The organism is Aestuariirhabdus haliotis, from assembly GCF_023509475.1.
In the GTDB taxonomy this organism is placed as follows: Bacteria; Pseudomonadota; Gammaproteobacteria; order Pseudomonadales; family Aestuariirhabdaceae; genus Aestuariirhabdus; species Aestuariirhabdus haliotis.
This window is the reverse complement of the sequence record NZ_JAKSDZ010000002.1, coordinates 112,706-136,326: the sequence shown is the minus strand read 5'-3', so window position 1 is coordinate 136,326 and position 23,621 is coordinate 112,706. Positions and strand designations below refer to the sequence as shown.

Genomic DNA, 23,621 nt, shown 5'->3' with positions numbered 1-23,621 from the left:
CCGCTAATGCGGCCTTTTTTATGGGTTGCTGGAAAGCACTGGTGGAGGCGGGTTATTCCGCCTCAGGCTCTTCCAGAGAGCCCATGGCTGTAGTGTTAAAGCCGCCATCGACATAGGTGATCTCTCCGCTGACACCGCTAGCGAGATCGGAGCACAGGAAGGCGGCTACATTGCCAACCTCATCGATAGTAACGTTACGCTTCATTGGGGTTTGAGCTGCGTTATGCGACAACATTTTTCGGAAGCTGGCGATACCGGAAGCGGCCAGAGTCCGAATGGGGCCAGCGCTTATGGCATTAACGCGAATGCCTTCGGGGCCCATGCTACGAGCCATGTAGCGGACACTGGACTCCAGGCTGGCCTTGGCCAGTCCCATCACGTTGTAGTTAGGCATGGTGCGTTCGGCACCCAGGTAGGTGAGAGTTAATAGGGAGCCGTTACGGCCTTTCATCAGTTCACGACCTTCGCGGGCAAGGGCAACAAAACTGTAAGCGCTGATGTCGTGGGCAATGCGGAACCCCTCTCGAGTAGTAACATCGACAAAATCGCCAGACAGCTGATCGCCAGGGGCAAAGCCTACAGAATGAACAATGCAGTCGATGCCATCCCACTTTTTACCCAGCTCTGAGAAAACATTGGCTATGTCATCATCGTTGGCGACATCGCAAGGGAAGCAAAGATCTTCGGAAGATCCCCAGTTCTCAGCAAACCCGATAACACGGCCTTTCAGTTTGTCATTTTGGTAAGTGAAGGCGAGTTCGGCACCCTCGCGATGCATGGCCGCTGCAATACCTGAGGCGATGGATAATTTACTGGCGACTCCGACAATCAGGACGCGTTTTCCGGCGAGAAATCCCATGACGTTTTCCTTTTGTTGTAAACGCTTGTTGTGATCAATGGGTTCAGTCAACACTGAACCTGAATCTTATATACGAACCGTCTGAGTATAGAGAAAGGGTCTGTATAGTTCGATATAGGGTTGTTTGTATTTGTGTAAGTGCTGTCCTGGCTTAACCCAGGGCAGCGTTTAGAAGCTGCTGTGTATAGGCTTGGGTCGGTTGCGAAAAAATCTGCTCGGCTTCACCATACTCGATGCTTTTCCCGCCTTGCATAACCAACACTCTGTGGCTAATGGATTTAACCACGGCCAGATCGTGACTGATGAAAATGTAGGCGATACCATATTTCAACTGCAGGGATCTCAATAACTCCAGCACCTGAATCTGCACGGTTCTATCAAGAGCGGATGTGGGTTCATCGAGAATTATTAATCGGGGGCGCAGTACTAATGCCCGTGCAATCGCCACCCGTTGTCGCTGTCCGCCTGAGAATTCGTGGGGGTATCGATTGGCAGCGTCAGGATCCAGGCCTACTTCCAGTAAGGCATCCGTCACTCGTTGCTGTTGTTCCTGTTCCGGCAAACCATGAACGCTCAAGCCTTCGCTGATCACCTGGCCAATCGACATGCGCGGGTTCAGGCTTCCGTAAGGGTCCTGAAAAACAATCTGCATGCTTTTACGAAGCGGGCGGAAACCTTTTTGGTCGAGTTGGTGGATGGCTTGCTGATCAAACAGTATTTCACCCTGGCTTTCGACCAGTTTCAAGATGGCAAAGCCTAACGTGGATTTACCCGAGCCACTTTCTCCGACGATACCCAAAGTTTCCCCGGCGGCCAAACCAAAAGAGATGCCATCGACGGCCTTGATATGGTCTACGGTGCGTTGCAGGACACCTTTACGGATTGGAAACCAGACGCGAATGTTATGAGCGTTGAGTAAGGGTTCCAGCTCGTTGTTAATGGCAGGAGCCTTGCCCCTTGGGATGGAGCCGATCAGTTCTTTGGTGTACTCCTGCTGAGGGTCGTCGAAAACGCTATTGGTGTCCGCTTGCTCAATACAGACCCCTTGGTGCATAACGCAAACATGGTCGGCAATCCGCCGTACGATATGCAGGTCATGGGTGATGAGCAGAATCGCCATGCCCATTTTGCGTTGCAGCTCCTGAAGCAGATCCAGAATTTGCTGTTGCACAGTGACATCCAGCGCAGTCGTAGGCTCGTCGGCAATCAGTAGGTCTGGCTCATTCGCCAGGGCCATGGCAATCATGACACGCTGTCGTTGTCCGCCCGACAGTTCATGAGGATAAGCGTTGAGTCGCTTGTCAGCTTGCTGGATACCCACCAGATTGAGTAACTCAAGCGTACGTTGCTTCACCGATGTGCGGTCACCGCCCCGATGCAGCTGAATTACTTCGCCAATTTGACGAGAAATCGTATGCAGGGGGTTAAGTGACGTCATGGGTTCCTGAAAGATGATGCTAATTCGATCCCCACGAATTCTTTGCATGATCGCCTCATCGGCACCAATGAGTTCCTGGCCATCCAGCTTAATACTGCCGCAAGGATGCTCGGCGGTGGGGTAGGGGAGTAATTGCAATATGGAGTGCGCTGTTACCGATTTTCCGGAGCCGCTTTCACCCACCAGCGCCAGGGTTTTACCCTTATCGAGAGTAAAACTGATCTCTTTTACGGCCGCGATTGAGTCATCGGCACTACGAAAATTGACCGCCAGTTTTTCAACCTGAAGAAGCGGGGATGTCATGCGATCTGTTTCCTTGGGTCGAATGCGTCTCGTGCGGCTTCTCCGATGAAAACCAACAGGGTTAACATCAGTGATAACGTAATAAACGCCGATAGTCCTAGCCATGGGGCTTCCAGATTGTTCTTCCCCTGGGCCACCAGTTCCCCTAATGAGGGCGAGCCGACCGGTAAACCGAAGCCGAGGAAGTCGAGCGAGGTGAGCGTGGTGATGGCGGCGGTTAAAATAAAGGGCATAAAGGTTAGGGTCGCGACCATAGCGTTTGGCAGTATGTGGCGAAATATAATGCCACTATTGCCAAGTCCTAGTGCTCGAGCTGCGCGTACATATTCAAAATTTCGAGCCCGGAAGAATTCGGCTCTGACCAGATCTACCAACTGCATCCAGCTGAACAGCAGCATAATACCCAGCAGCCACCAGAAACTGGGATTGACAAAGCTGGATAAAATAATCAGCAGGTAGAGCACGGGTAAACCTGAAAAAACCTCAATCAGTCGCTGCCCTATAAGATCAATCTTGCCCCCGTAATAGCCTTGAATTGCCCCTACGGCAACCCCAATCACTGAGCTCGAAAGGGTAAGGGCAAGGGCGAAAAGTACCGAAATTCTAAAGCCATAAATGACTCGAGCCAATACGTCTCGGGCCTGGTCGTCACTGCCGAGCCAATTGTTGCCCGTGGGTGGAGAGGGAGCGGGAGTGGGCAAGTTGTATATGATCGTATCGTAACTGTAGGGAATTAACGGCCATAGTATCCAGCCTTTGGCTTCGATCAGCTGCTTTACATAATCATCACGATAATCGGCCTCGGTTTCAAATTCGCCACCGAAATCCGTTTCCGGATAGGCCTTTATTGCAGGGAAAAACCATTCGTTGTTATAGCTAACAATCAGAGGTTTATCGTTGGCAATAAATTCCGCAAACAAGGTAACAAAGAACAGGAAGGCGAAAAACCAAAGCGAGTAGTACCCACGTTTGTTGGATGTGAATATTTGCCAGCGGCGCTGATTGATAGGGCTTAGGGTAAACGTCATGGATTAACCCTCCCTGCTATCAAAGTCGATACGAGGATCAACCAGTGTATAGGTGACGTCGCCGATAAGTTTTAACAAAAGCCCGATCAGGGTGAAAATAAACAAGGTTCCGAATACCACCGGGTAATCACGGTTAAGCGCCGATTCGAAACCCAATAAGCCGAGCCCATCGAGGGAGAAAATCACTTCAATCAATAGTGAGCTGGTAAAGAAAATTCCGATAAGCGCTGCGGGTAATCCTGCGATGATAAGTAGCATGGCATTGCGGAAGACATGGCCATACAGAACCTGTCTTTCTCCCAGCCCCTTGGCTCTGGCTGTTAGTACATACTGCTTGTGTATTTCATCAAGAAAAGAGTTTTTGGTCAGCATGGTGAGGGTGGCAAAGCCCCCGATGACCATGGCCGTTACCGGCAATACCATGTGCCACAAATAATCCAGAAGTTGCTCGAAGGTACTCATCTGATCAAATTCCGGTGATGTCAGGCCGCGTAAAGGGAACCAGTTCAGATAGCTGCCGCCGGCAAAATAGACGATTAATAAGATGGCAAAAAGGAAGCCCGGTATGGCGTAACCGATAATGATCAGAGTGCTGGTACCAACATCAAAGGGGGTGCCATGCTTTACGGCTTTTTTGATCCCCAGCGGAATGGATATTAAATAGACCAGTAATGTGGTCCATAAGCCCAGGGATATAGAAACCGGGAGCTTCTCGGTAATTAAACCAATAACCGATTCATCGCGGTAAAAACTGTCGCCAAAGTCCAGCACGACATAACTTTTCAGCATCAACCAAAATCGTTCATGTGCGGGTTTGTCAAAGCCGTATAATTTTTTGATATCCTCAACCAGGTCTGGGTCAAGGCCTTGGGCTCCTCGGTAGCTGCTGTCCGAGTTTGTCGTAGTGACTTCGCCGCCCCCCCCCATACGTGTACCAATACCTGTCTCCATGCCCTGTAACTTTGCCATCATCTGTTCCACTGGACCGCCAGGGGCGGCCTGAATGATGGTGAAGTTGATCAGCATAATGCCGAACAACGTGGGTATGATCAGCAATAATCGTCGAATAATATAGGCGAGCATGGCGAGCGCTTAGTTGTCCTTGGTTTTGTTCTTTTTCGCATTATTGATACGGGCTAGCTTGGCGTCATCAATCCACCAGGTATCAAGGCTCACACCATATTTTGGCATGATTTCCGGACGTCCGAATTTATTCCAGTAGGCCAGACGGTCGTTAGTGATATGCCAGTTGGGGATGACATAGAAGTTCCAGAGTAGAACGCGATCGAGGGCGCGGGTAGCGGTGATTAAATCCTCACGGCTATGGGCGCTGATTACCTTTTCGATCAGGTCATCAATGACCGGGTTTTTGATGCCGATTTGATTTCGGCTACCTTGACGGTCTGCCTGACTGGAATGCCAGAAATCCCTCTGTTCATTACCGGGGGAACTGGACTGGCCAAAACCCCCGACAATCATATCAAAATCAAAACTTCTAATACGCTGAATGTATTGTTGGGTATCGACCATACGCACATTCATGGTTATGCCCAAGCGTTCGAGGTTTTTCTTAAAGGGCAAAACGATGCGTTCAAAGGCAGGGCTAACCAGAAGGACTTCAAAATTAAAGAGCCGTCCACTGGCTGTATGGGTAAGACGCTTATTGCGTATTTCCCAGCCGGCTTCTTTCAACAGTTTCATTGCCACGCCAAGGTTGCGGCGAACATTGCCATCACCACTGTTCTTGGGTGGATGATATTCTTCTGTGAAGAGCCGAGGGGGAAGTTGATTACGAAAGGGTTCCAATAGGTTCAGTTCTGCACCGGAGGGTAAGCCTGAGGAGGCCATATCGGAATTGGAGAAGTAGCTCTCAGACCGAGTGTAGGTACCGTAGAAGAGATTTCGGTTGGTCCACTCAAAATCAAAAGCATAGGCGAGGGCTTCTCGTACTAGAGGATCCGCAAAGAGTTCGCGGCGAGTGTTATACACAAAGCCCTGCATCCCGGTGGGGTTCTTGTTTGGCAGGGCTTCTCGAATCATTAAGTTGTTGTCAAATTGAGAGCCTTTGTAGCGTGTGGCCCAGTTGCGGGCGCTATTTTCTGAACGATAATCGTATTCGCCAGCACGTAGTGCTTCTATTGCGACGGTGTCATCTCGGTAGTAATCGAAGCGGATGTGATCAAAGTTGTAGTGCCCACGGTTGATGGCTAAATCGGCTCCCCAATAATCATCAACTCGTTGGTAAGTGATCGAGCGTCCTGCGTCGACGCTTTGAATCCGGTAGGGGCCGCTTCCTAGTGGGGGTTCCAATCCGGTTTTATTAAAGTCACGATCTTGCCAGAAGTGCTTGGGGAGAATAGGCATCTGGCCGACAATCAGCGCCAGCTCCCTATTATCGCCCTGTTCAAAATCAAAGCGAATGCTCAGGGTTTCGAGTACGGTGATCTTTTTGACATTCTTGTAATAGGTTCTGTACAGGGGGTGCCCTTCGCTGGTGAGCAAATTAAAGGTGAAATGGACATCTTCTGCTGTGATGGGCTTGCCATCGTGAAACCGGGCCTTGGGGTTCAAATGATAGGTGACCCAGGAGCGGTCTTCTGGCCATTCTATACGTTCGGCTAGACGACCGTATTCCGTAAAGGCTTCATCGTCAGCTCTAGAGGTGAGGGATTCATACAAATAACTGGTGCCGAGATAGCCCATGCCGGCGGCTGAAATACCTTTGACAATAAAGGGGTTCAGGCTATCAAAGCCACCGCTGCTTATTACGGCAAGCCTCAATGTTCCGCCTTTGGGGGCATCCGGGTTGGCGTAATCAAAATGATCAAATCCTGCCGGGTACTTTGGCTCTCCATGCATGGCTATGGCGTGGCTGCTGTGATACTCGGTAGCCTTTGAAACTTCTGCGGCCCAGGCAGCAGGAATGCTTATGAACAAAAAAAGACCAAGCAGGGCTTGATTGAACGCTGTAGATCTCATTACAGGAGAGTTCCTTCTAAAATAATTGCTCAGGGTTCGATCCACCAGGTACTCAGGCCAAGATCGTATGCAGAGGTAGACTCTGGATAACCGAAGCGGTTCCAGTAGGCTACTCGATGATAATCAATATACCAGTTTGGAACCATGTAGAACTGCCAAAGCAAGACCCGGTCGAGCATTCGGGCCGAAAATATGGCTTCGTTGTTGGTGCTAGCCGAAATCACCTGACTGATCAGGGTATCGACGGCGGGGTTCACAATGCCGGCATAGTTAAGTCCGCCGTTGAGGTTTGCATTGGCCGAATGGAAGTATTGCCTCAGCTCATTACCTGGGGTCAGGGACTGCCCCAGCGCAATGGTCGTCATGTCAAAATCAAAGTTATCCATACGATTCTTATACTGGGCGCTATCAATCAATCGAAGGTCGAGCTGAATGCCTATTTTTTTCAGGCTTTGCTGGAAGGGCACCATCACCCGACTCAAGGATTGCTGGCGAATAAGGGCCTCAAAACGAAAGGGTGTCTTGGTGCTGGTGTTTCGTAAAATGCCTTTGTCGAGCTCCCATCCAGCCTGTCGAAGGAGTGTTAAGGCGCGCCGCATTTCTGCTCGTTGGTTACCGTCACCCTGGGTTATGGGCAATTTGTATTGTTCTGTGAGAATTCGTGGATCCAGGCCATCGAACTGAGCGAGTGCCGTTTGCTCTTCTGGGGTAGGTAAGCCGGTGGCAGCAAGTGGGCTGTTTGCAAAATAGGAGTTGCTGCGTTTGTACGCGTTATGGAACAGCGAGCGATTGATCCACTCGAAGTCGAACATCAATGTTAAGGCTTCTCGAACTTTCGGCTCAGAAAACAAGGCGTTGCGAGTATTGAAGACAAACCCCTGAAGATTGGCTGGGTTGCCATGAGGGATCTCTCTTTTTATCAGTTCGCCGGGTTTGGATTCGGCAAAGCGGTAACCGGTCGCCCAATTTTTGGAGATGTACTCCAGGTGGACATCGTATTGCTGAGCCTTGAACGCTTCGAAAGCAACGGTCAGGTCGCGATAGAAATCAAATCGTACTTGATCAAAGTTATGTCGCCCCTGGTTAACGGCGAGGTCTTTCCCCCAATAGTCCTGAACCCGGTCAAAAGTGATGGAACGTCCGGGGTTTACATTGCTGATTTTATAGGGGCCGCTTCCCATCGGAGGCGTTAAGGTTGTTGCACTGAAATCGCGATTGCGCCAAAAGTCTTGTGACATGACGGGCAATTCACCCAGGGAGATAGCCAGTCGCCGGCGACTGTCACCTCGCAGGCTGAATTTGACGCTGAGGGTATCGGTCACTTCAACATTGGTAACATTTCGGTATCTGGTTCGAAATCGAGGATGCCCTTGGTCGATCAGTGTTTCGAAGGAGAATTGCACGTCGCTGGCTTGAATCGGAGTGCCGTCGTGGAAGCGGGCCTCGGGGCGCAGGTGAAACTTCACCCAGCTGAAATCTTCGGGGTATTCAATGCTTCCGGCAATCAGACCATAGGCGGTCAGGGGTTCATCTCCGGAGCGATTGAGAGCGTCGGTACCCATCATCAGGGTTTCATTGCTTTCGGATACTGAGTAAAGGATGAAACCGGGACTGTTTACCGGGCTCTGGCCTTTCAATGTATAGGGGTTGAGGGTATCGAAGGTACCCGTTGCCATATAGCGAACACTGCCACCCTTGGGGGCATGAGGGTTGACGTAGTCGAAGTGTTCGAAATCGGCAGGGTATTTAGGGGCATCATAAAGCGACAAGGCGTGGCTTTTTATTGAGGACGCTTGCAGGAAACCGCAGATAGGCAGAAGCAGCAGGGACAGGGTGATTACGAGGGTTTTAAACAAGGACAAAATAGCAAGGTATCCCTATATCAATTATCAAAACATTGACCGTAACAGGAAGCGGCAGTGCCATAAAGTTATTATACTGGGTTCAGCCTGATAGTTATCATGTGTCATAAGAGGTGTACGGGCGTCGAATTGCGTTGTGGCAGCGGCGTGGAAGTATTGTCTCACTAAGGGGTGGATCTGTTTTGGTAGATCGGGACAAGGGGCGAGCCTATTGGCTGCAACGTTTTGAAGAACTGAAAATGCCGGCTATCTCCTCGGTCTTACATGAGTTCGAGCAGCTGACGGATCATAAAGATTTGGCCACCATACAACAGATGGCCGATGTGATCATGAAAGATGCTTCCTTGACCGCCAGCCTGCTCAAGGCCGCTAATACGGTCTATTACAACCCGAGTAGAACACCGATCAACACGGTTAGTAGAGCGATTGTTCTGTTGGGTTTGAAAGCGGTCAAAATGCTCTGTGTCTCGGTGATGGTGATTGAGCAGTTAATGGGGGATGATCCGTCCGATCGCCTTTATTACTGTCTGGCGCTTTCCTTCCATGCCGCGGTACAAGCCAAAAATATCGCCTCTGAAGTTGAGCCTAACCGGCAGGAAGAGGTCTTTATTGCCGCTTTATTGTACAACCTTGGGGAGCTTTGTTTTTGGGCTCTCAAGGACCGGGTTGGGGTTCACCTTTACAGTCAGCTGATTCATGAAACCAGTGGTAATGATGATGTGGTGGTTGAGCGCCTCGGCGTCAGCTTTATCGAACTTTCGCAAGGTTTGGCAAAGCAGTGGGGCCTGAGTGAACTGCTGACACAGAGTTTCGCTCCTGCTGCTCGTGTAGGAGGCTTAGGCCGCTGTGTTGTGTTGGGCAATCAGTTAAGCCGTTCGGCGCTGGACGGTTGGGACAGTGCCGGGGTGCAGAGTCTGGTTAAGGATATAACCCGTTACACCGGCGCAGAAAAGGAGGCGGTTGAAGAATTACTGTTAAAGAGTGCTGAAGAGTCACAAAAGGTTGTCGCCAGCTTTGGGGTTGAGAAACTGGTTGAGCTGATTCCGATTCCGGACGACCAGAGCATACGGGAAAAGCTACAAGAGCGGTGCGCCCCACTGTTGAAACCCAATTTGACGTTGCTCAGCAAAACACTGAACAGTATCAGTCGTATGAAGGATGAAACCGTTGATCTGAACAAGGTATCCGAGGCCTTGTTAACGGCTTTGAATGAGGGGGCAGGCATCGAACGAGTGGGTGTTTTCCTGAATCTCAGGGAAAATCAGCCTCTGATGCTTCATTTCTCTCGGTTGGCTGAAAAGGCTGATGCTTTGCCGAAAGAACTGGTGCGATGCGATGATCTGTTTGACTATGTGATGCGTTACCGGGAAACGCTTTGGCTGGGAATTCCTGGCAGCGTCGGATTGCGTGATCTTTACGATTCTGAGCAGGCCAGACTGATTACCGGCGGTGAGCAGTGTTTTTGCGGAGTGCTCTACTCGGTGCGTCGTGTGATTGGTGTGGTATACGCAGATAATCGTGTCAGTGGAATGGGCTTGGAGCCAGTGCAGTTCCAGAACTTTCAGGAAACTTTGCGCTGTACCAATCGAGCCTTGTCTATCTGATGAGTTTTCTGCTTCAGCTCTAGCCCGGGTAGGCGCAGGGCTTGGATCGAGAGTTGGCTCTCTCCAAACCCGTATCGTGGAAGTTGATTACCGACTACCCTTGGTGACATCCACGTAGAGAGTGAGCATCTGCCCAGGTTGCAAGTATTTTGCATTCAGGGTGTTCCAGCGCTTGATTTGTCCAACCCCGACATTAAACCGGCTGGCGATTCGCGATAAGGAATCCCCGTTGCGTACTCGGTAATTGACCTTGCGGATAATGCCCGAGCTAGATGGGCTGCTAACAGTTGCTTGGGATCCCCAGATCACCAGCTGTTTGCCGATCTTCAATGGGTCTCCCGGGGCCATGTTGTTCCACTTGGCCAGTTCCCTAACCGACACTTTGTGGCGGCGGGAAATTGTCCAAAAGCTATCTCCGGAACGAACCCGGTATGTGGTTTTTTGTTTACCGTTGCCTCCACGTTGTTGTCGGCTCAGGGTGCGTTGGTGTGCGCTTAGGCTATAGGTAGACAGGTTGGCGGAGGGCTGGGGGATGAGCAGTGTTTGGCCGGCTCGAATCATGCTGCCCCGAAGCTGATTGATCTCTTTAATCAGGGCTACGGTTGTGTTTTGCTGGCGAGCTATACGGTTTAGGGAATCACCCTGTGCCACCTTGTAACGTTGCCATTGTACGCGGTGCTCCGGGGCGACCATGGCCAGTTTTTGTTTAAAATCATTCGCCTTGTCGACGGGAAGCAGCAGGCGATGAGGGCCGTCTGGATCGGTAGCCCATTGATTAAAAGCCGGATTCAGCTGGTACAAGCCTTTCATGTCGAGGCCGGCCATTTGGGCGGCTTGCGCCAGATCAAGTTGGCCGTCGATATCGACGATTTCAAAGTAAGGGGCGTTGTCGATAGGCGGTAAGCTGACATTGTACTGGTTTGGGTTTTTAACCAGTTTGCTCAGGGCAATCAGTTTGGGGACGTAAGCACGGGTTTCGCGAGGCAGGCTCAATGACCAGAAATCTTCACCTTTACCGGCCTTGCGGTTTCGACGCAGCGCTTTGGCGACCGTGCCCCCTCCAGAATTATAAGCGGCCAGAGCCAGCTCCCAATCACCGAAGCGCTTGTGCAGTTGTTGCAGGTAATCCAGGGCGGCGCCGGTTGAGGCAACGATGTCTCGACGTCCGTCATACCACCAGTTTTGCTTCAGGCCGAAATGACGCCCTGTGGATGGGATGAACTGCCAGATTCCCGATGCGCGTCCATGTGAGTAGGCAAAGGGGTCGAAAGCACTTTCAACAATGGGGAGAAGCGCGAGTTCTCTGGGCATATCGCGTTTCTCGAGCTCTTCGACAATAAAAAACATGTAGCGACTGGCCCGATTGCTGACCCGGTTCAGATACGACTGATGCGTCGCGTACCAGCGAAGTTGAGCTTTGATACGGGAGTTGTTTTGGTCCAGGTCGAGCTGGAAACCTTCACGAGTTCGCTGCCAAAGGTTGGTTTCTCGGGCAGGGAGAGTCTCGGTGGCTTCGGGGCCAGCAAGAGTCGCCTGATTAACTTCAGCCGGATCGCTTTCAGAGCTGTTTAGTTTGCTGTCTTCACTTGAGGCGCCAGGCAGCAGGCTTTGCTCCTGATTGCCGGTGATGGAAGCCGCAGCGCTATCATCGGAGGCGGCCTTGTTAACGGCGATTGGCTGGCAACCGATAAGCAGACTGCCGGAAAGCGCTAAAACACACGGCAGTAGTAAAGAAGGGTGCATCATGAGAAAGAGGAAAATACTCGAGTCGTAAAAGCGGGCAAGTGTACCACCATTGCCCGGCGGACCCTAGAAGCGATCCTTCCAGTTGCGAATAGCCGCAAAAATGGCGGCCTCATCGTTCAGCTCCTGCCCTTGCTGCTGTTGCGCTGCGTCGATAACGGCAGGGACATGGACCCTGAGAAAAGGGTTGCAGGCGAGTTCGTCTTCCAGGCTTGAAGGCAGGGTTGGCTGATGATCGGCGCGAAGTTGCTTGCATCGTTCGGTGCGATCGGACAGTTTTTTATTGGCGGGTTCGACGGCCGCCGCAAACGCGAGGTTGGCGAGAGTATATTCGTGGGCACAGCATACTTGAGTATTTGCCGGAAGGGCTGCCAGCTTCTGCAGTGAACGGTGCATTTGATCTGGGGTGCCTTCGAAAAGTCGACCACAGCCACCAGCAAATAGAGTATCACCACTTAAAAGGAACGGTTTCTCCCCTGGGGGCGTCGCAAAGTAACAAATATGATCCAGGGTGTGGCCTGGTGTTTCGATAATATCCAGATCAATGCCCAGAAGGTGGATTTGATCCCCTTCCGTTACCCGGCGTGTGAGCGTTTCAATGCGAGGGTTTTCAGGGCCAATAACCTCCAGGTCCGGGTAATCAGCCAATAATCGGGGAATGCCTCCTATATGGTCAGGGTGGTGATGGGTGACGAGGATGCCTTCGAGTTTAAGGTTGTGCTTTTTGATATGACGAATCACCGGAGCGGCATCTCCCGGATCCACGACCCATGAATGTTGTCCGTTGCACAGCATCCAGATGTAATTGTCGTTGAAGGCAGGGATGGGGGTAAAATCTAACATGGAGAAACCCTTTTCGCTTTAATTGGTGGGGTTGGGCGTGTCAGCCAATCCCATTCAAATGGTATGATACAGCCTACCGTATATGGGAAAGTCATAACATGGGTCGTTGGTTTACAAAACAGGGAAGAAACGATCTGGATCAGCTGCTGCCGTCTTTGCAACACTGGTTTGACGGAGAGCTTGGGCAGGAGCTGCTGGAGCAACAGCGGATTCTGATAGATCAAAGCCTTGCTCTGGTATTTGGCTATCATTGCGCCTATATCGGTATTGCAGATGCGGCTCAACTGTTGGCTAATTCCCGAATTGGGCATCATTTTACGATTTGCCCAAGCGCCAACGCGCGATGCGGTATTCAGCAGGTTCGTTGCGATTATGGGCAATGGGCGTTAGCGGATCGCAGTGTCGATGCGGTTGTTTTGCATCATGCGCTGGATTTTTGTCTGCAGCCTCAGCAGCTGCTTCGCGAGGCCTCTCGTTGTGTAATCCCTGGTGGTAAGGTGATTTTGACTGGCTTTAATCCTTACAGTGGAATGCACATGCTTAATCGATGTTTTCCGCGTCGTCGCCAACCCCTGTCTCAGGGGCGTTTTATATCAGCGCGTCGAATTCAGGACTGGTTGCAGCTATTGGGGTATTCGGTTGATGAGGTATCCTATGGTGCCTTTTTGCCCTTAACCAGCAAGCCATCACTGCAGTTGCTAGAGCAGCGAATGACCCATCTTGGTCGACGTTGGCATCTGCCTTTGGGCGGGTTTTATGTCATACAGGCCACGCGTGAGGAGCAGGTGGTCACGCCATTGCGTCCCAGATGGCGAGTGCCACGTAAACGGCTGGTGACCGGGGTGGCGGTAGAGAGAAACAGCAGGAGACGATTGGTTGAGTGAGGGGTGGGTTGAGATTTATACCGACGGAGCCTGTAAAGGGAATCCCGGTCCTGGAGGTTGGGGAGCTTTACTGCGCTACCAAGGCAAGGAAAAATCCCTCTTTGGTGGTGAATTGGATACTACCAATAACCGAATGGAGTTGATGGCTGCGATTAAATCCCTGGAAGCGCTCAAGAGACCTTGTCGGGTGAGGTTAACCACCGATTCCGAGTACTTGCGTAAAGGCATAACGGAATGGCTGGTAAACTGGAAGAAAAGAGGGTGGAAAACCGCCGGGAAGCAGCCGGTCAAGAATGCTGACCTTTGGCAGCAGCTTGATGAGGCGGTCAAAGGTCATGATATCCAATGGTTGTGGGTTAAAGGTCATAGTGGTCATCCCGGTAATGAGCTTGCAGATGCGTTGGCAAATGCTGGGGTTCAGCGAGTATTAGGAGCGTAATTCATGCGTCAAGTGGTACTGGATACCGAAACCACGGGCCTGGAGCCCAGGCAAGGGCACCGTATTATCGAGATTGGCTGTGTTGAACTGGTGGGGCGAAAGCACACTGGACGGCACTACCATGTTTACATTAATCCGCAGCGTGAGGTGGACCAGGGAGCTATGGCGGTTCATGGCATCACCAATGAATTTCTTGCCGACAAGCCCTTGTTTTCGGATGTTTGTGCTGACTTTGTGGAGTTTATCCGCGGTGCTGAGCTGGTTATTCATAATGCCCCCTTTGATGTGGGTTTCATCGACCATGAATTCCGCATGCTGGATGCCGGCTTGCCAAAGGTTGAGTCAATTTGTGGTGTCGTTGATACGCTCGTTATGGCTCGAGGACGTCACCCTGGGCAAAAAAACAACCTGGATGCCCTGTGTAAGCGCTATGGGGTAGATAACTCTTCCCGAGAACTGCACGGTGCGTTGCTGGATGCAGAAATTCTCGCCGACCTCTACCTGGTGATGACCGGGGGGCAGACGTCGCTTTCCCTGAGTGGTTCGGATCAGGACAATGCCGATGAAGCGATAGGAACTATTCGCCGGCTTGCAGCGAGTCGATTACCTTTGCCGGTTGTTCGTGCCAACGAATCTGAGTTGGCGGCACACGAAACCAAGTTGGATGAAATTGCAGGTAAAGGGCAATGTCTGTGGCGGGATATTGAGGCATCCTCTTGAGATAAACTCTTGGAATAATCTGTCCGCGGATATAAAAAAGGCGAGTCTCCTGGTCAGAGGCTCGCCTTTTTTGTACAGATTTTGCCTAGATCAGGAAACGTACTGCCAGTAAGCCTACGGTGCCCATAACCAGAGTATAGGGCAGTGCCATGATAACCATGCGGCCATAGGAAAGTCTGATCAAGGGTGCCAAAGCAGAGGTTAACAGGAACAGGAAGGCTGCCTGGCCATTAGGGGTCGCTACGCTGGGTAGGTTGGTACCGGTGTTAATGGCGATCGCCAGGGAATCAAACTGCTCTCGGGTGATTGCGCCATTGACGAAGGCGTCTTTGACCTCATTGATGTAAACGGTGGCCACAAACACGTTGTCGCTGATCATCGACAGAACACCGTTTGCGATAAAAAACATGGTGGGCTGTATTTCTGCATCCATTGCCAACACTGCATTGATAACCGGAGTAAACAGGTGCTGGTCATGAATAACAGCTACCACACCAAAGAAAACGACTAATAGTGCAGTAAAAGGTAGTGCTTCTTCGAAGGCTTTACCGATCTGGTGTTCTTCAATGATACCGTTGAAGGAGGTGACCAAAACAATGACGAGCAAGCCAATCAGGCCTACTTCGGCAATGTGGAAAGCCAGACCTAGCACCAATACCAGACCCACAAGGGCTTGAACAATCAGTGCGGCCTTGTCTCTGCCTGTGCGCTTTTTGTTCTGAATGTCATCAAACTCTTCCAGTACACCTCGTACCTTTTCCGGTAGTGTGGCGCCATAACCGAACCAGCCCGTAAGCTCCAGCGCAACCACGGTCAGCAGTCCGCAAAACAAAACGGGCATTGTTACGGGAGCCATGCGGATGAAGAATTCGACAAAGTCCCATTCCATTTTTTCAGCAATCAGCAGGTTTTGCGGTTCGCCTACCAGGGTGCAGACACCTCCAAGGGCAGTTCCAACCGCTGCGTGCATGAGCAGGCTACGCAGGAAGGCTCGAAACTGTTCCAGATCGCTGCGATGGAACTCAACCACGAGGTCATCTTGCAGGTGGTTGTGATCAGGGTGTTGAAGTTTCTTGCCGGAAGCCACTTTATGGTAGACGGAATAAAAGCCCACGCCGACACTGATTACCACGGCAGTGACTGTGAGCGCATCCAGAAAGGCTGACAGTACGGCAGCAACGATGGAAAAAAGCAGAGATAACAAAACCTTGGAGCGGACGCCTAATAAAATTTTGGTGAAGGCAAAAAGCAGGAGGCTTTGCATAAAGTAGATGCCGGCAACCATAAACATCAGCAGCAGAATGACTGGGAAGTTTTGAAAAACTTCGTGTTCAAGGGATTGAGGGCTGCTAAGGCCGATGAGTAATGCTTCCGCAACCAATAAGCCGCCGGGCTGGAGTGGGTAGCACTTTAGTGCCATGGCTAGCGTGAATATAAACTCTAGAACCAGCACCCAGCCTGCGACAACGGGGCCAGCCAGATAGAGGATAATAGGGTTGATCACAAGAAACGCGATGATCGTGTATTTGTACCAACCGGAGGTGTTGCCCAGGAAATTATTGGCAAAGGCCCCCTTTAATGACGCACTCATCTGGTGATTTCCTCTTGGATGACAAGAAAACCAGGGAGGCGTTGCCTGACCCTGCTATATCGATTTTTTTATGGTGTTGAGAGAACAACCCCAGAAACGAGCAATATTATACTCAGCTGCAGTGAAATTGTTACAGCTCCTGATTAAAACAGTCGCTTTTCTTGAGTTGGGTTAAATATAAAGGAAATAATGGTAATTAATGGCTCTATAACGATGAATCTGGGGTTGAATGCCGGTATGAATCCCATAAGCGTGATAACAATCCTGTTTTGCTGACAGAGCGTTGCATGAACTACTTAGCATTTTGCTTTAGGATTGATATAGTAAATCGAATGTATTGAACATCCCTGTAAATGGAGTACCTGATGCTGGAATTGAAAACCGTCACCGTAAAACAGGATGGCAAAGTTGCCCACCTGATGCTGAATCGTGGTGATAAAGCGAACGCCGTGAATCAACAAATGTGGGAAGAGTTGCAAAAGGCGTTTGACTGGGTTGCTGAAGAGGCCAGCGTCCGCGCCGTTGTCATCAGTGGCAGTGGGGCTCATTTTTGCTCGGGTATCGATCTGGCTCTGCTCATGGAAATTGGCACCAAGTTGGGTAAAGAAGTGGCTCGTAATGCCCAGAAACTAAAAAAGGTGATTCGTGACTCCCAGCAGTTGATGGATACGATAGATAGCTGTCCTAAACCGGTTTTGGCGGCGATACATGGCTGTTGCTATGGTGGCGGCATCGATCTGATCTCCGCTTGCGATATGCGCTACTGTGTTTCCGATGCCCGCTTTACCATCAAAGAGGTCGATATGGGTATGGCGGCTGATTGGGGAACCCTGCAGCGACTGCCCAACATTGTCGGAGACGGTGTGGTGCGTGAACTTGCCTACACAGGGCGGGTTTTTGATGGAGAAGAAGCACAGCGCATAGGTTTGGTGAATGAAAGCTTTGCTACCAATGAGCTTATGCTCGACAAGGTGTTCTCAGTAGCTCATCAAATTGCCGCCAAATCTCCCGTAGCCGTTCAGGGCACCAAAGAGATGTTGCGTTACAGCCGTGATCACTCTATCGAAGATGGCCTCAATTATGTTGCCACCTGGAATGCGGCTATGTTGCAGTCAAACGATCTCAAAGTGGCCGTGATGGCTGGTATGAGCAAGTCGACTCCTGAATTTGAAGACTAAGGCCGGATGGCGCTAATACAACCATGAAGAGGGAGCCTAATGGCGGGTGCTAGTTCATTAAATCTGGTTCGGGAAGAGCTGGAAACAACGATTCATGATGCTGAAAATAGCCTTGAGCACTTTATCGAAGAGCGTGATCAGGGTTCGCACATGCAAGCTTGTGTTAATTACATCAAGCAGATTAGGGGCACTCTTAGTCTGATTGAGATGAGTGCTGGAGAGTTATTGGCCGAGGAGATGTTTGAGCTTGCCACCGACATCCCGGAAGGTGCTGGCCATGACCGTGATGATTCTCTTGGTGCGCTAAGCAACTCCCTCTTTGTCTTGAGTCGATATCTTGAGTACTTGCAGCAAAGCAAGGAAGAGATCCCGGAAGTGTTGCTGCCGACCATAAATGAGCTGCGACGTAAGCGCGGGCAAGCCTTGTTGCCCGAATGTTATTTTTATTCGATTCGGACCCGGCTCCCCGAAGGTGATGAGCTGGGCAAGCTGATTGCCAATGAAGAAACGGGGCGCCGCTTACGCTTGATGTACCAGGTTGGCATGCTGGGTTTGTTCCGTGAAGAAAACACCATTTCCAGCATTAAGCTAATGGAGCGCTCAACCCAGCGTCTGCACGGCTTGATGGAGCCTGGTAAGGGCGCGCAGTTGCTTAGAGTGGCTTCTGCAGCACTGGAAAGCATGGCCGAAGCCGAGATGGGTACCTATATAGAGCGTAAGCGCTTGTTTGGTAGCGTTGATCGGCTGATTCGTTCATTGGTACAGGGTGACAATAAAGCGAGCATCAGCGATCAGCAATTCAAGGATCTTTTATACCTGGTTGTGCTCGGTGACAGCCAGAGCCAACTGGCGAAAGACGTGCGAAACGACTTTGGTTTGCTGCCCTTACCCTTCAATGATCATAGCCTGGCCGAAGAACGCTCGATTATGGCGGGGCCAGGTAACGAGGTATTCCGTTCGTTATCTGCGGCGCTGAAGGAAGAGCTCACCCGGTGTAAGGAAATGCTGGACTTGGTAGAGCGTGGCAGCGAGACCGATTTTAATGAAATGATTGAACTGATCGGCCGACTCCCCAAGACATTGACGATGGTAGGGCTGCATTCTGCGGCTAAAGCGCTGCATGCTAATCAGAAAACCGTGGCTGCCTGGAAAGAGAAAGGCGCGGTTGAAGATAAACAGCAGCTGTTGACCCTTGCCAATGCCATTCTTTATGTTGAGTCAATGGTGGCCAGTCTCGAGCAGCCAAGGGCTTCCAAGGATCTTAAATCATCAGAAACTGACCAGGCCAGCATAATGGCCTCTAACCAGCTGTTCGAAGCTCGAATTGTTGTTGTAGATGAAGCTCAGGCTGGTTTGGCAATGTTGAAGCGAGCCATCACTGCTTTTACCGAATCGGATTGGGATCAGATGCATTTGGCTAATGTCGATGTCACGCTTGACGGTTTGAGGGGGGGGCTGTTCTTTATCGATCAGGAACGCGCTTCAAACGCAATCGCGGCTTGCCAACGCTATCTGAAAACCAAAATACTGGGCCAGCAAGGAGCTCCAGCGCAGGGTGATCTGGAAACCTTTGCCGACGCTTTGACTGGGCTCGATTTTTATCTGCAAGGTCTTAGTGGTGGTAAGTACGAAGGTGAAGATGTGTTGGAAATGGCTGAGTCAGCGCTCAAAGAGCTCGGCTTTCCTGTCTGATTCATCCCATCCAGTTCTGCCAGACAAGTCGACAGGCGATACCTAGTACGACCAGGGTGAATACGGGGCGAATAAATCGGCTTCCCAAACTGATAGCCGAGCGAGCCCCGACATAAGCCCCGATCATGAGAGCAAAACCAAGCGATGCGCCTAGTAGCAAGTTGACGTGACCCAGGGCAGCAAAGGTAAGAAGGCTAACGACATTGCTTATGCAGTTCATTACCCTGGCAAGACCAGAGCTGTACAGCAGATTCATGCGGTACAATGCCATATTGCTGAGGGTCCAGAATGATCCGGTCCCGGGTCCTGCGACACCATCATAAAACCCAATACTGATTCCCTGTAGCCACTGGGCACGGGGGCGTCGCTTTTGAGGTATTGTGCCCTGGTTGTCATCGGTTAAGGGCTTTGATATCAAGGCGTAAATGGCTGTGATGATGATTATCAGTGGCAGTAATTGATTTAACCACTCTGCGCTGATCTGGTCGGCTGCGAGAGTTCCTGCCATCGCGCCGATGGCTGTGCCAATTGCAGCGGCAAGCCAGTAGCGAGGTTGAAAAATACCTCGCCGATAAAAAGTTAATGAGGCTGTTACAGAGCCAAAAGATGCGCAGAGTTTATTGGTGCCCAATGCCATGTGAGGTGGTAGGCCAGCCGTGAGCAAGGCGGGAATGGTCAGCATACCACCGCCCCCTGCGACGGCATCGATGAAGCCGGCCAGAAAGGCAACCAGTAGTAATAGCAGTAACACCGCTGGCGTTAATCCGAAAACGGTTTCTATCATGTCTAGTCCGTCACTCCGGCGCCAAAAAGGGCTGAGCATAACTGGCCAATTAGCCAATGACAACGCATAATCGAACGGTAAAAAAATCAAAGGGATAGGTGTCCATGATCTATGGGGGAGTTGCCGTTGGCGTCGGCTTGCTAGCGCTGTTGCTGTTGTTTGTTGCCTTCAAGCTACTAAAAGGCAGTTGGCTATTAGGGTGGTTGAGGGGCAGTGCCGGACTTTTTGTTCTTTTGACCTCAGGCGTGGTTGGGTTACTGGCTTGGGACCTTTCCAGTTATGTGCCTGTGGCAGGCATCGGAACGGTTGCAACGGTCAGTTTCAGCAAGCAGGGAGAGCAGCAGTTTAGCGCTTTGGTGGCAGATGCCAGTGGAGGGGAAACACTGGTAGACCTACAGGGCGAGTTATGGCGGGTTGATCTACGCCGTTTACGCTGGAATACAACATTGTCGGCGCTGGGGCTGGGCCCCGGTTATCGGCTTGCCGATATTCGGGCGCGTTATCTGTCCATAGAGCAGGAGCAGCAGGCGGATAGAGTCGCTATTCCCCTGATTCGCAGTCGCTATGGCGTCGATGGTTGGCAGTGGATTCATCGCTATGCTGGTAAAGAAGGCTTGGTAGAAGCTCAAATAGAACCTTCCGCTTATCTGCCTATGGTCGATGATGGGCTATATCAAGTCGAAATATCCGCAGAAAAAGTGGATATCGTTGCCGTTAATGAGCCTGCCAAGGCCGCTTTGGCAAAGTGGAAGTGATCGTTTGAGGGGGTTGTGAGGCAGGAAGGGGAAAAGGAGTGATGTCTGTTCAGGGTGACGAGCTGTCTCGCCACCCTGTTAAAGCAGCTTAAACCGGGAACAGGTCAGCCAGCTTGGTCGCCAGCATGATGTCGCCTTCGGCGCGCAATTGACCGCCCATAAAAGCCTGCATGCCGTCGGTTTCACCGGTCATGATGCCGACCAGAGTTTCGGAGCTCATGATCAGAGTGACGGAAGGTGCATCGTGAGCACCGTCAGCAATTTCACAAGCACCATCTTTAACGGTGACGTTATAAGTGTCGCCATCCTCAATATCAAACTGAAAAACCACGTCCAGTCCAGCCGCGGCGTCAGCGTTAAACTTGGATTTCATTTGATCAATGATTTCAGATACTGTAGGCATTCTTTGATTCCTTAACGGTTTGTCTGACTTGCAGGTGATGTGCAACCTTAGCCAGTGGGTTGGTGTGTATCAGAATGAATCTGCGCACTCTCGATTGTTATATGTTGCGGAATGTAATTGAACCGAACACCAGCAGGTTAGGGGGATTGATTGCCCCTGTCAACATAAAAGCATACGCTTGTTTGAATTGCTCCCTATTAATATCGGCTGAAGTTTCTGTGCCGTAATCGGCGACTTCCTGCTTCTGTTCATAACCTTGAATGGCACGTTTGTCATAGGGGTGGGGTTTCACATAAACTGCGCTATTCAATTCTTATGATTGCAGATAGCTCGGAGATCAATACCTTGGAATTTCTTGCCGAATACGGCCTCTTTTTTGCGAAAACCTTTACCCTGATTATCGGTGTTCTGATTCTGCTCTCTGGCGTTGTGGCCATCGCTTCCCGAAATAAGCGAGGTTCTTCCAATGGCCAGCTGGAAGTAACCCGATTGAACGATGAATTTCGCGATATGGTCGATCAGCTCAAATCTGAGGTGTTGGATGAGGAGCAAGTAAAGGCAGAGCAGAAACGTCAGAAAAAAGAGCAAAAAGACAAGAAAAAGCAGGCTAAGCAACAAGCCAAGAAGCTCAAGTCACAAGCCTCGGGGGCTTCTGAAACCGAGGCGGATAAGGCCTCAGACGACACCAAGCCCAGAGTTTACGTACTTGATTTTGATGGCGATATCAGGGCGTCTGCAGTCGACACCATGCGAGAGGAAATTTCGGCGGTGTTAGGACTGGCGCGTCCCAAGGATGAGGTGCTGGTGCGCCTTGAAAGTGGTGGTGGCATGGTTCACAGCTATGGTTTGGCGGCCTCACAATTGCAGCGCATTAGAAACAAGGGTATTCCCTTAACGGTTTCTGTCGATAAAGTGGCTGCCAGTGGTGGATATATGATGGCCTGTATCGGGGATCGAATTTTGGCTGCACCCTTTGCTATTTTGGGTTCAATCGGTGTGGTCGCCCAGCTGCCAAACTTTCATCGACTGCTCAAGAAAAACCATGTCGATGTCGAGCTCTTGACGGCTGGTGAGCACAAGCGGACCCTTACAATGTTTGGTGAGAATACGGAAAAAGGGCGTCAGAAGTTTATGGAAGAGCTTGAGGACACCCATGGCCTGTTCAAGGAGTTTGTTTCCGAGCACCGCCCACAGCTCGATATGGAAACGATCGCTACCGGTGAAGTCTGGTTTGGCAAGCGTGCCCTGGATCAGCAATTGGTCGATGAATTGAAGACCAGCGACGAATACCTGTTTGACCTAAAGGATGACCATGATATTTTTCAGGTGAGCTATGTCTATAAGCGATCCTTACAAGAGAAGTTAGGCTTGGCCGCAGAGCAGTCTGCAGACCGGCTACTGGTCAAGTGGTGGGGACGGATGCAACAGGTAAGACTGTTCTCCTGACCGGTTTTAAAGGGGGTGTATGGTGAGTCAATTCAAAGCGCTGGTTGTTGATCGTAAAGAGGGTGAGAGCCTTTATAGTCAGCAGGTTGCAGAGCGTCATCTTGATGACCTCCCTGCCGGCGATCTACTGGTGCGGGTGAATTACTCCTCACTCAACTTTAAAGATGCCTTGTCAGCCAAAGGGAATAAGGGCGTGACTCGACAATATCCCCATACCCCGGGCGTTGATGCGGCGGGTGTGGTGGAGTTTTCCGGTAGCGACCTGTTTGCGGCCGGAGATGAGGTAATTGTTACCGGTTACGATTTGGGGATGAATACCTCTGGCGGTTTCTCGCAATACGTCCGCATCCCGGCAGAATGGGCAGTTCCATTACCTCGCGGGCTCGATCTTCGCCAGGCTATGGTCCTGGGGACTGCTGGCCTGACGGCCGCGCTTTGCGTCGATAAGTTGCTCAATGTCGGGTTGAAGCCCGATCTGGGGGAAGTGTTTGTGAGCGGCGCAACGGGTGGCGTAGGCAGTATTAGTGTTGCCTTATTGGCCAAGTTGGGATTCGATGTGGCTGCCAGTACTGGCAAGCTGGAGATGGTCGATCGTTTGATTCATCTGGGTGCTAAGAATGTGGTGGATCGCGATACCATCAGCGAAGGTGTTGATCGCCCGATGCTCAAGGAAACCTGGGCCGGTGCGATTGATACGGTCGGTGGCGATATACTCTTTAATATCGTCAAGTCGCTCAAATACGGTGGAAGCGTAGCCTGTTGTGGCATGGTGGCATCACCTAATTTTCAGGCGAATGTTTTTCCTTTTATTCTGCGTGGTGTGAACTTGCTGGGCGTAGATTCCGTAGAGCAGCCTATCGAACTCAAACAAGCTATGTGGCAGCGCCTGGCCGGAGAGTGGAAGCTCGACTGTCTGGATTCGGTAGTGAAAGAAATTTCCCTGGAAGAGCTTCCTCAGGCGATCGATATGATTTTTCGCGGAAAGGCGGTTGGTCGAATTCTGGTAAGGGTCGATTAGCATTTAACTCTTTATGCACAAAAAAGCCCGGCTCTAGTCGGGCTTTTTTGTG

The 23,621-nt window shown here is 50.9% G+C and carries 21 protein-coding genes; 9 read left to right on the top strand and 12 right to left on the bottom strand.

All coding sequences use genetic code 11. From position 1 onward, the window contains the following. Positions 1-52: 52 nt before the first annotated feature. The 6 genes from fabI to MIB40_RS02505 all read right to left on the bottom strand — a co-directional run bounded on the left by fabI (position 53) and on the right by MIB40_RS02505 (position 8,469). A complete protein-coding gene (fabI, locus tag MIB40_RS02530) occupies positions 53-859 on the bottom strand; it encodes an enoyl-ACP reductase FabI (protein ID WP_249690778.1) in 807 nt (268 codons plus the stop codon). 151 nt (positions 860-1,010) lie between these two features. Beyond that, on the bottom strand, positions 1,011-2,600 hold the full coding sequence (locus MIB40_RS02525) for an ABC transporter ATP-binding protein (protein ID WP_249690444.1): 1,590 nt from the start codon (positions 2,598-2,600) through the stop codon (positions 1,011-1,013). Further along, a complete protein-coding gene (locus MIB40_RS02520; protein WP_249690437.1) occupies positions 2,597-3,628 on the bottom strand; it encodes an ABC transporter permease in 1,032 nt (343 codons plus the stop codon). Before MIB40_RS02520 ends, MIB40_RS02525 begins: the two co-directional genes overlap by 4 nt. Before the next feature lie 3 nt (positions 3,629-3,631). After that, positions 3,632-4,711, bottom strand: coding sequence for a microcin C ABC transporter permease YejB (locus MIB40_RS02515; protein WP_249690435.1), 1,080 nt, complete (start codon positions 4,709-4,711; stop codon positions 3,632-3,634). A 9-nt stretch (positions 4,712-4,720) separates the two neighbouring features. Then, the gene (locus tag MIB40_RS02510; RefSeq protein WP_249690433.1) at positions 4,721-6,607 is read right to left on the bottom strand and encodes an extracellular solute-binding protein; all 1,887 of its coding nucleotides are present in this window, start codon (positions 6,605-6,607) and stop codon (positions 4,721-4,723) included. A 29-nt stretch (positions 6,608-6,636) separates the two neighbouring features. Beyond that, positions 6,637-8,469 carry an extracellular solute-binding protein gene (locus MIB40_RS02505; protein WP_249690431.1) on the bottom strand — a complete coding sequence of 611 codons (1,833 nt, stop codon included), beginning with the start codon at positions 8,467-8,469 and terminating at the stop codon, positions 6,637-6,639. 182 nt (positions 8,470-8,651) lie between these two features. Here MIB40_RS02505 and MIB40_RS02500 point away from each other — a divergent pair, with 182 nt between their 5' ends. Further along, a complete protein-coding gene (locus MIB40_RS02500; RefSeq protein ID WP_249690429.1) occupies positions 8,652-10,073 on the top strand; it encodes an HDOD domain-containing protein in 1,422 nt (473 codons plus the stop codon). An 87-nt stretch (positions 10,074-10,160) separates the two neighbouring features. Here the strand turns inward: MIB40_RS02500 and MIB40_RS02495 are convergent, their stop codons facing one another. Together MIB40_RS02495 and gloB are read right to left on the bottom strand one after the other, a co-directional pair. Further along, positions 10,161-11,819: a lytic transglycosylase gene (locus MIB40_RS02495; protein WP_249690427.1), complete on the bottom strand. Its 1,659-nt coding sequence runs from the start codon at positions 11,817-11,819 to the stop codon at positions 10,161-10,163. A 63-nt stretch (positions 11,820-11,882) separates the two neighbouring features. Continuing rightward, positions 11,883-12,659 carry a hydroxyacylglutathione hydrolase gene (gene gloB, locus MIB40_RS02490; RefSeq protein WP_249690425.1) on the bottom strand — a complete coding sequence of 259 codons (777 nt, stop codon included), beginning with the start codon at positions 12,657-12,659 and terminating at the stop codon, positions 11,883-11,885. Between the two features lie 98 nt (positions 12,660-12,757). Here gloB and MIB40_RS02485 point away from each other — a divergent pair, with 98 nt between their 5' ends. The 3 genes from MIB40_RS02485 to dnaQ are packed head-to-tail and all read left to right on the top strand — an operon-like array spanning position 12,758 to position 14,702. After that, positions 12,758-13,543, top strand: coding sequence for a methyltransferase domain-containing protein (locus MIB40_RS02485; RefSeq protein ID WP_249690424.1), 786 nt, complete (start codon positions 12,758-12,760; stop codon positions 13,541-13,543). After that, the gene (rnhA, locus tag MIB40_RS02480; RefSeq protein ID WP_249690422.1) at positions 13,536-13,982 is read left to right on the top strand and encodes a ribonuclease HI; all 447 of its coding nucleotides are present in this window, start codon (positions 13,536-13,538) and stop codon (positions 13,980-13,982) included. Before MIB40_RS02485 ends, rnhA begins: the two co-directional genes overlap by 8 nt. 3 nt (positions 13,983-13,985) lie before the next feature. Further along, a complete protein-coding gene (dnaQ, locus tag MIB40_RS02475) occupies positions 13,986-14,702 on the top strand; it encodes a DNA polymerase III subunit epsilon (protein WP_249690420.1) in 717 nt (238 codons plus the stop codon). Between the two features lie 85 nt (positions 14,703-14,787). Here the strand turns inward: dnaQ and nhaB are convergent, their stop codons facing one another. Then, the gene (gene nhaB / locus MIB40_RS02470) at positions 14,788-16,293 is read right to left on the bottom strand and encodes a sodium/proton antiporter NhaB (protein ID WP_249690419.1); all 1,506 of its coding nucleotides are present in this window, start codon (positions 16,291-16,293) and stop codon (positions 14,788-14,790) included. Between the two features lie 365 nt (positions 16,294-16,658). On the opposite strand from nhaB, the gene MIB40_RS02465 reads away from it, so the two are divergent. After that, entirely contained in the window at positions 16,659-17,471 is an 813-nt protein-coding gene (locus tag MIB40_RS02465; protein WP_249690418.1) for a crotonase/enoyl-CoA hydratase family protein, read from the top strand. 39 nt (positions 17,472-17,510) lie between these two features. After that, on the top strand, positions 17,511-19,163 hold the full coding sequence (locus tag MIB40_RS02460) for a hypothetical protein (RefSeq protein WP_249690417.1): 1,653 nt from the start codon (positions 17,511-17,513) through the stop codon (positions 19,161-19,163). Position 19,164: 1 nt separating this feature from the next. On the opposite strand, the gene MIB40_RS02455 is transcribed toward MIB40_RS02460, so the two are convergent. Next, positions 19,165-19,947 (bottom strand): TSUP family transporter, encoded by a 783-nt coding sequence (locus tag MIB40_RS02455; protein ID WP_249690407.1) that lies wholly within the window; start codon positions 19,945-19,947, stop codon positions 19,165-19,167. 104 nt (positions 19,948-20,051) lie between these two features. Between MIB40_RS02455 and MIB40_RS02450 the strand changes: the two genes are divergently transcribed. After that, positions 20,052-20,702, top strand: coding sequence for a hypothetical protein (locus MIB40_RS02450; RefSeq protein ID WP_249690405.1), 651 nt, complete (start codon positions 20,052-20,054; stop codon positions 20,700-20,702). 88 nt (positions 20,703-20,790) lie between these two features. Here the strand turns inward: MIB40_RS02450 and MIB40_RS02445 are convergent, their stop codons facing one another. Further along, on the bottom strand, positions 20,791-21,105 hold the full coding sequence (locus MIB40_RS02445) for an SCP2 sterol-binding domain-containing protein (RefSeq protein WP_249690404.1): 315 nt from the start codon (positions 21,103-21,105) through the stop codon (positions 20,791-20,793). 97 nt (positions 21,106-21,202) lie between these two features. Then, positions 21,203-21,397, bottom strand: a complete 195-nt coding sequence (locus MIB40_RS02440) for a hypothetical protein (protein ID WP_249690402.1) — start codon at positions 21,395-21,397, stop codon at positions 21,203-21,205. 23 nt (positions 21,398-21,420) lie between these two features. On the opposite strand from MIB40_RS02440, the gene sohB reads away from it, so the two are divergent. Together sohB and MIB40_RS02430 are read left to right on the top strand one after the other, a co-directional pair. Further along, the gene (sohB, locus tag MIB40_RS02435) at positions 21,421-22,551 is read left to right on the top strand and encodes a protease SohB (RefSeq protein ID WP_249690400.1); all 1,131 of its coding nucleotides are present in this window, start codon (positions 21,421-21,423) and stop codon (positions 22,549-22,551) included. A gap of 19 nt (positions 22,552-22,570) precedes the next feature. After that, complete coding sequence (locus MIB40_RS02430; RefSeq protein ID WP_249690398.1) at positions 22,571-23,569, top strand: YhdH/YhfP family quinone oxidoreductase; 999 nt, start codon at positions 22,571-22,573, stop codon at positions 23,567-23,569. Positions 23,570-23,621: the final 52 nt, after the last annotated feature.

Coding starts and splice junctions, on each gene's coding strand:
- fabI (WP_249690778.1), bottom strand. CDS start 859: ATGGGATTTCTCGCCGGAAAACGCGTCCTGATTGTCGGAGTCGCCAGT.
- MIB40_RS02525 (WP_249690444.1), bottom strand. CDS start 2,600: ATGACATCCCCGCTTCTTCAGGTTGAAAAACTGGCGGTCAATTTTCGT.
- MIB40_RS02520 (WP_249690437.1), bottom strand. CDS start 3,628: ATGACGTTTACCCTAAGCCCTATCAATCAGCGCCGCTGGCAAATATTC.
- MIB40_RS02515 (WP_249690435.1), bottom strand. CDS start 4,711: ATGCTCGCCTATATTATTCGACGATTATTGCTGATCATACCCACGTTG.
- MIB40_RS02510 (WP_249690433.1), bottom strand. CDS start 6,607: ATGAGATCTACAGCGTTCAATCAAGCCCTGCTTGGTCTTTTTTTGTTC.
- MIB40_RS02495 (WP_249690427.1), bottom strand. CDS start 11,819: ATGATGCACCCTTCTTTACTACTGCCGTGTGTTTTAGCGCTTTCCGGC.
- gloB (WP_249690425.1), bottom strand. CDS start 12,659: ATGTTAGATTTTACCCCCATCCCTGCCTTCAACGACAATTACATCTGG.
- MIB40_RS02485 (WP_249690424.1), top strand. CDS start 12,758: ATGGGTCGTTGGTTTACAAAACAGGGAAGAAACGATCTGGATCAGCTG.
- dnaQ (WP_249690420.1), top strand. CDS start 13,986: ATGCGTCAAGTGGTACTGGATACCGAAACCACGGGCCTGGAGCCCAGG.
- nhaB (WP_249690419.1), bottom strand. CDS start 16,293: ATGAGTGCGTCATTAAAGGGGGCCTTTGCCAATAATTTCCTGGGCAAC.
- MIB40_RS02465 (WP_249690418.1), top strand. CDS start 16,659: ATGCTGGAATTGAAAACCGTCACCGTAAAACAGGATGGCAAAGTTGCC.
- MIB40_RS02460 (WP_249690417.1), top strand. CDS start 17,511: ATGGCGGGTGCTAGTTCATTAAATCTGGTTCGGGAAGAGCTGGAAACA.
- MIB40_RS02455 (WP_249690407.1), bottom strand. CDS start 19,947: ATGATAGAAACCGTTTTCGGATTAACGCCAGCGGTGTTACTGCTATTA.
- MIB40_RS02450 (WP_249690405.1), top strand. CDS start 20,052: ATGATCTATGGGGGAGTTGCCGTTGGCGTCGGCTTGCTAGCGCTGTTG.
- MIB40_RS02445 (WP_249690404.1), bottom strand. CDS start 21,105: ATGCCTACAGTATCTGAAATCATTGATCAAATGAAATCCAAGTTTAAC.
- sohB (WP_249690400.1), top strand. CDS start 21,421: ATGATTGCAGATAGCTCGGAGATCAATACCTTGGAATTTCTTGCCGAA.
- MIB40_RS02430 (WP_249690398.1), top strand. CDS start 22,571: ATGGTGAGTCAATTCAAAGCGCTGGTTGTTGATCGTAAAGAGGGTGAG.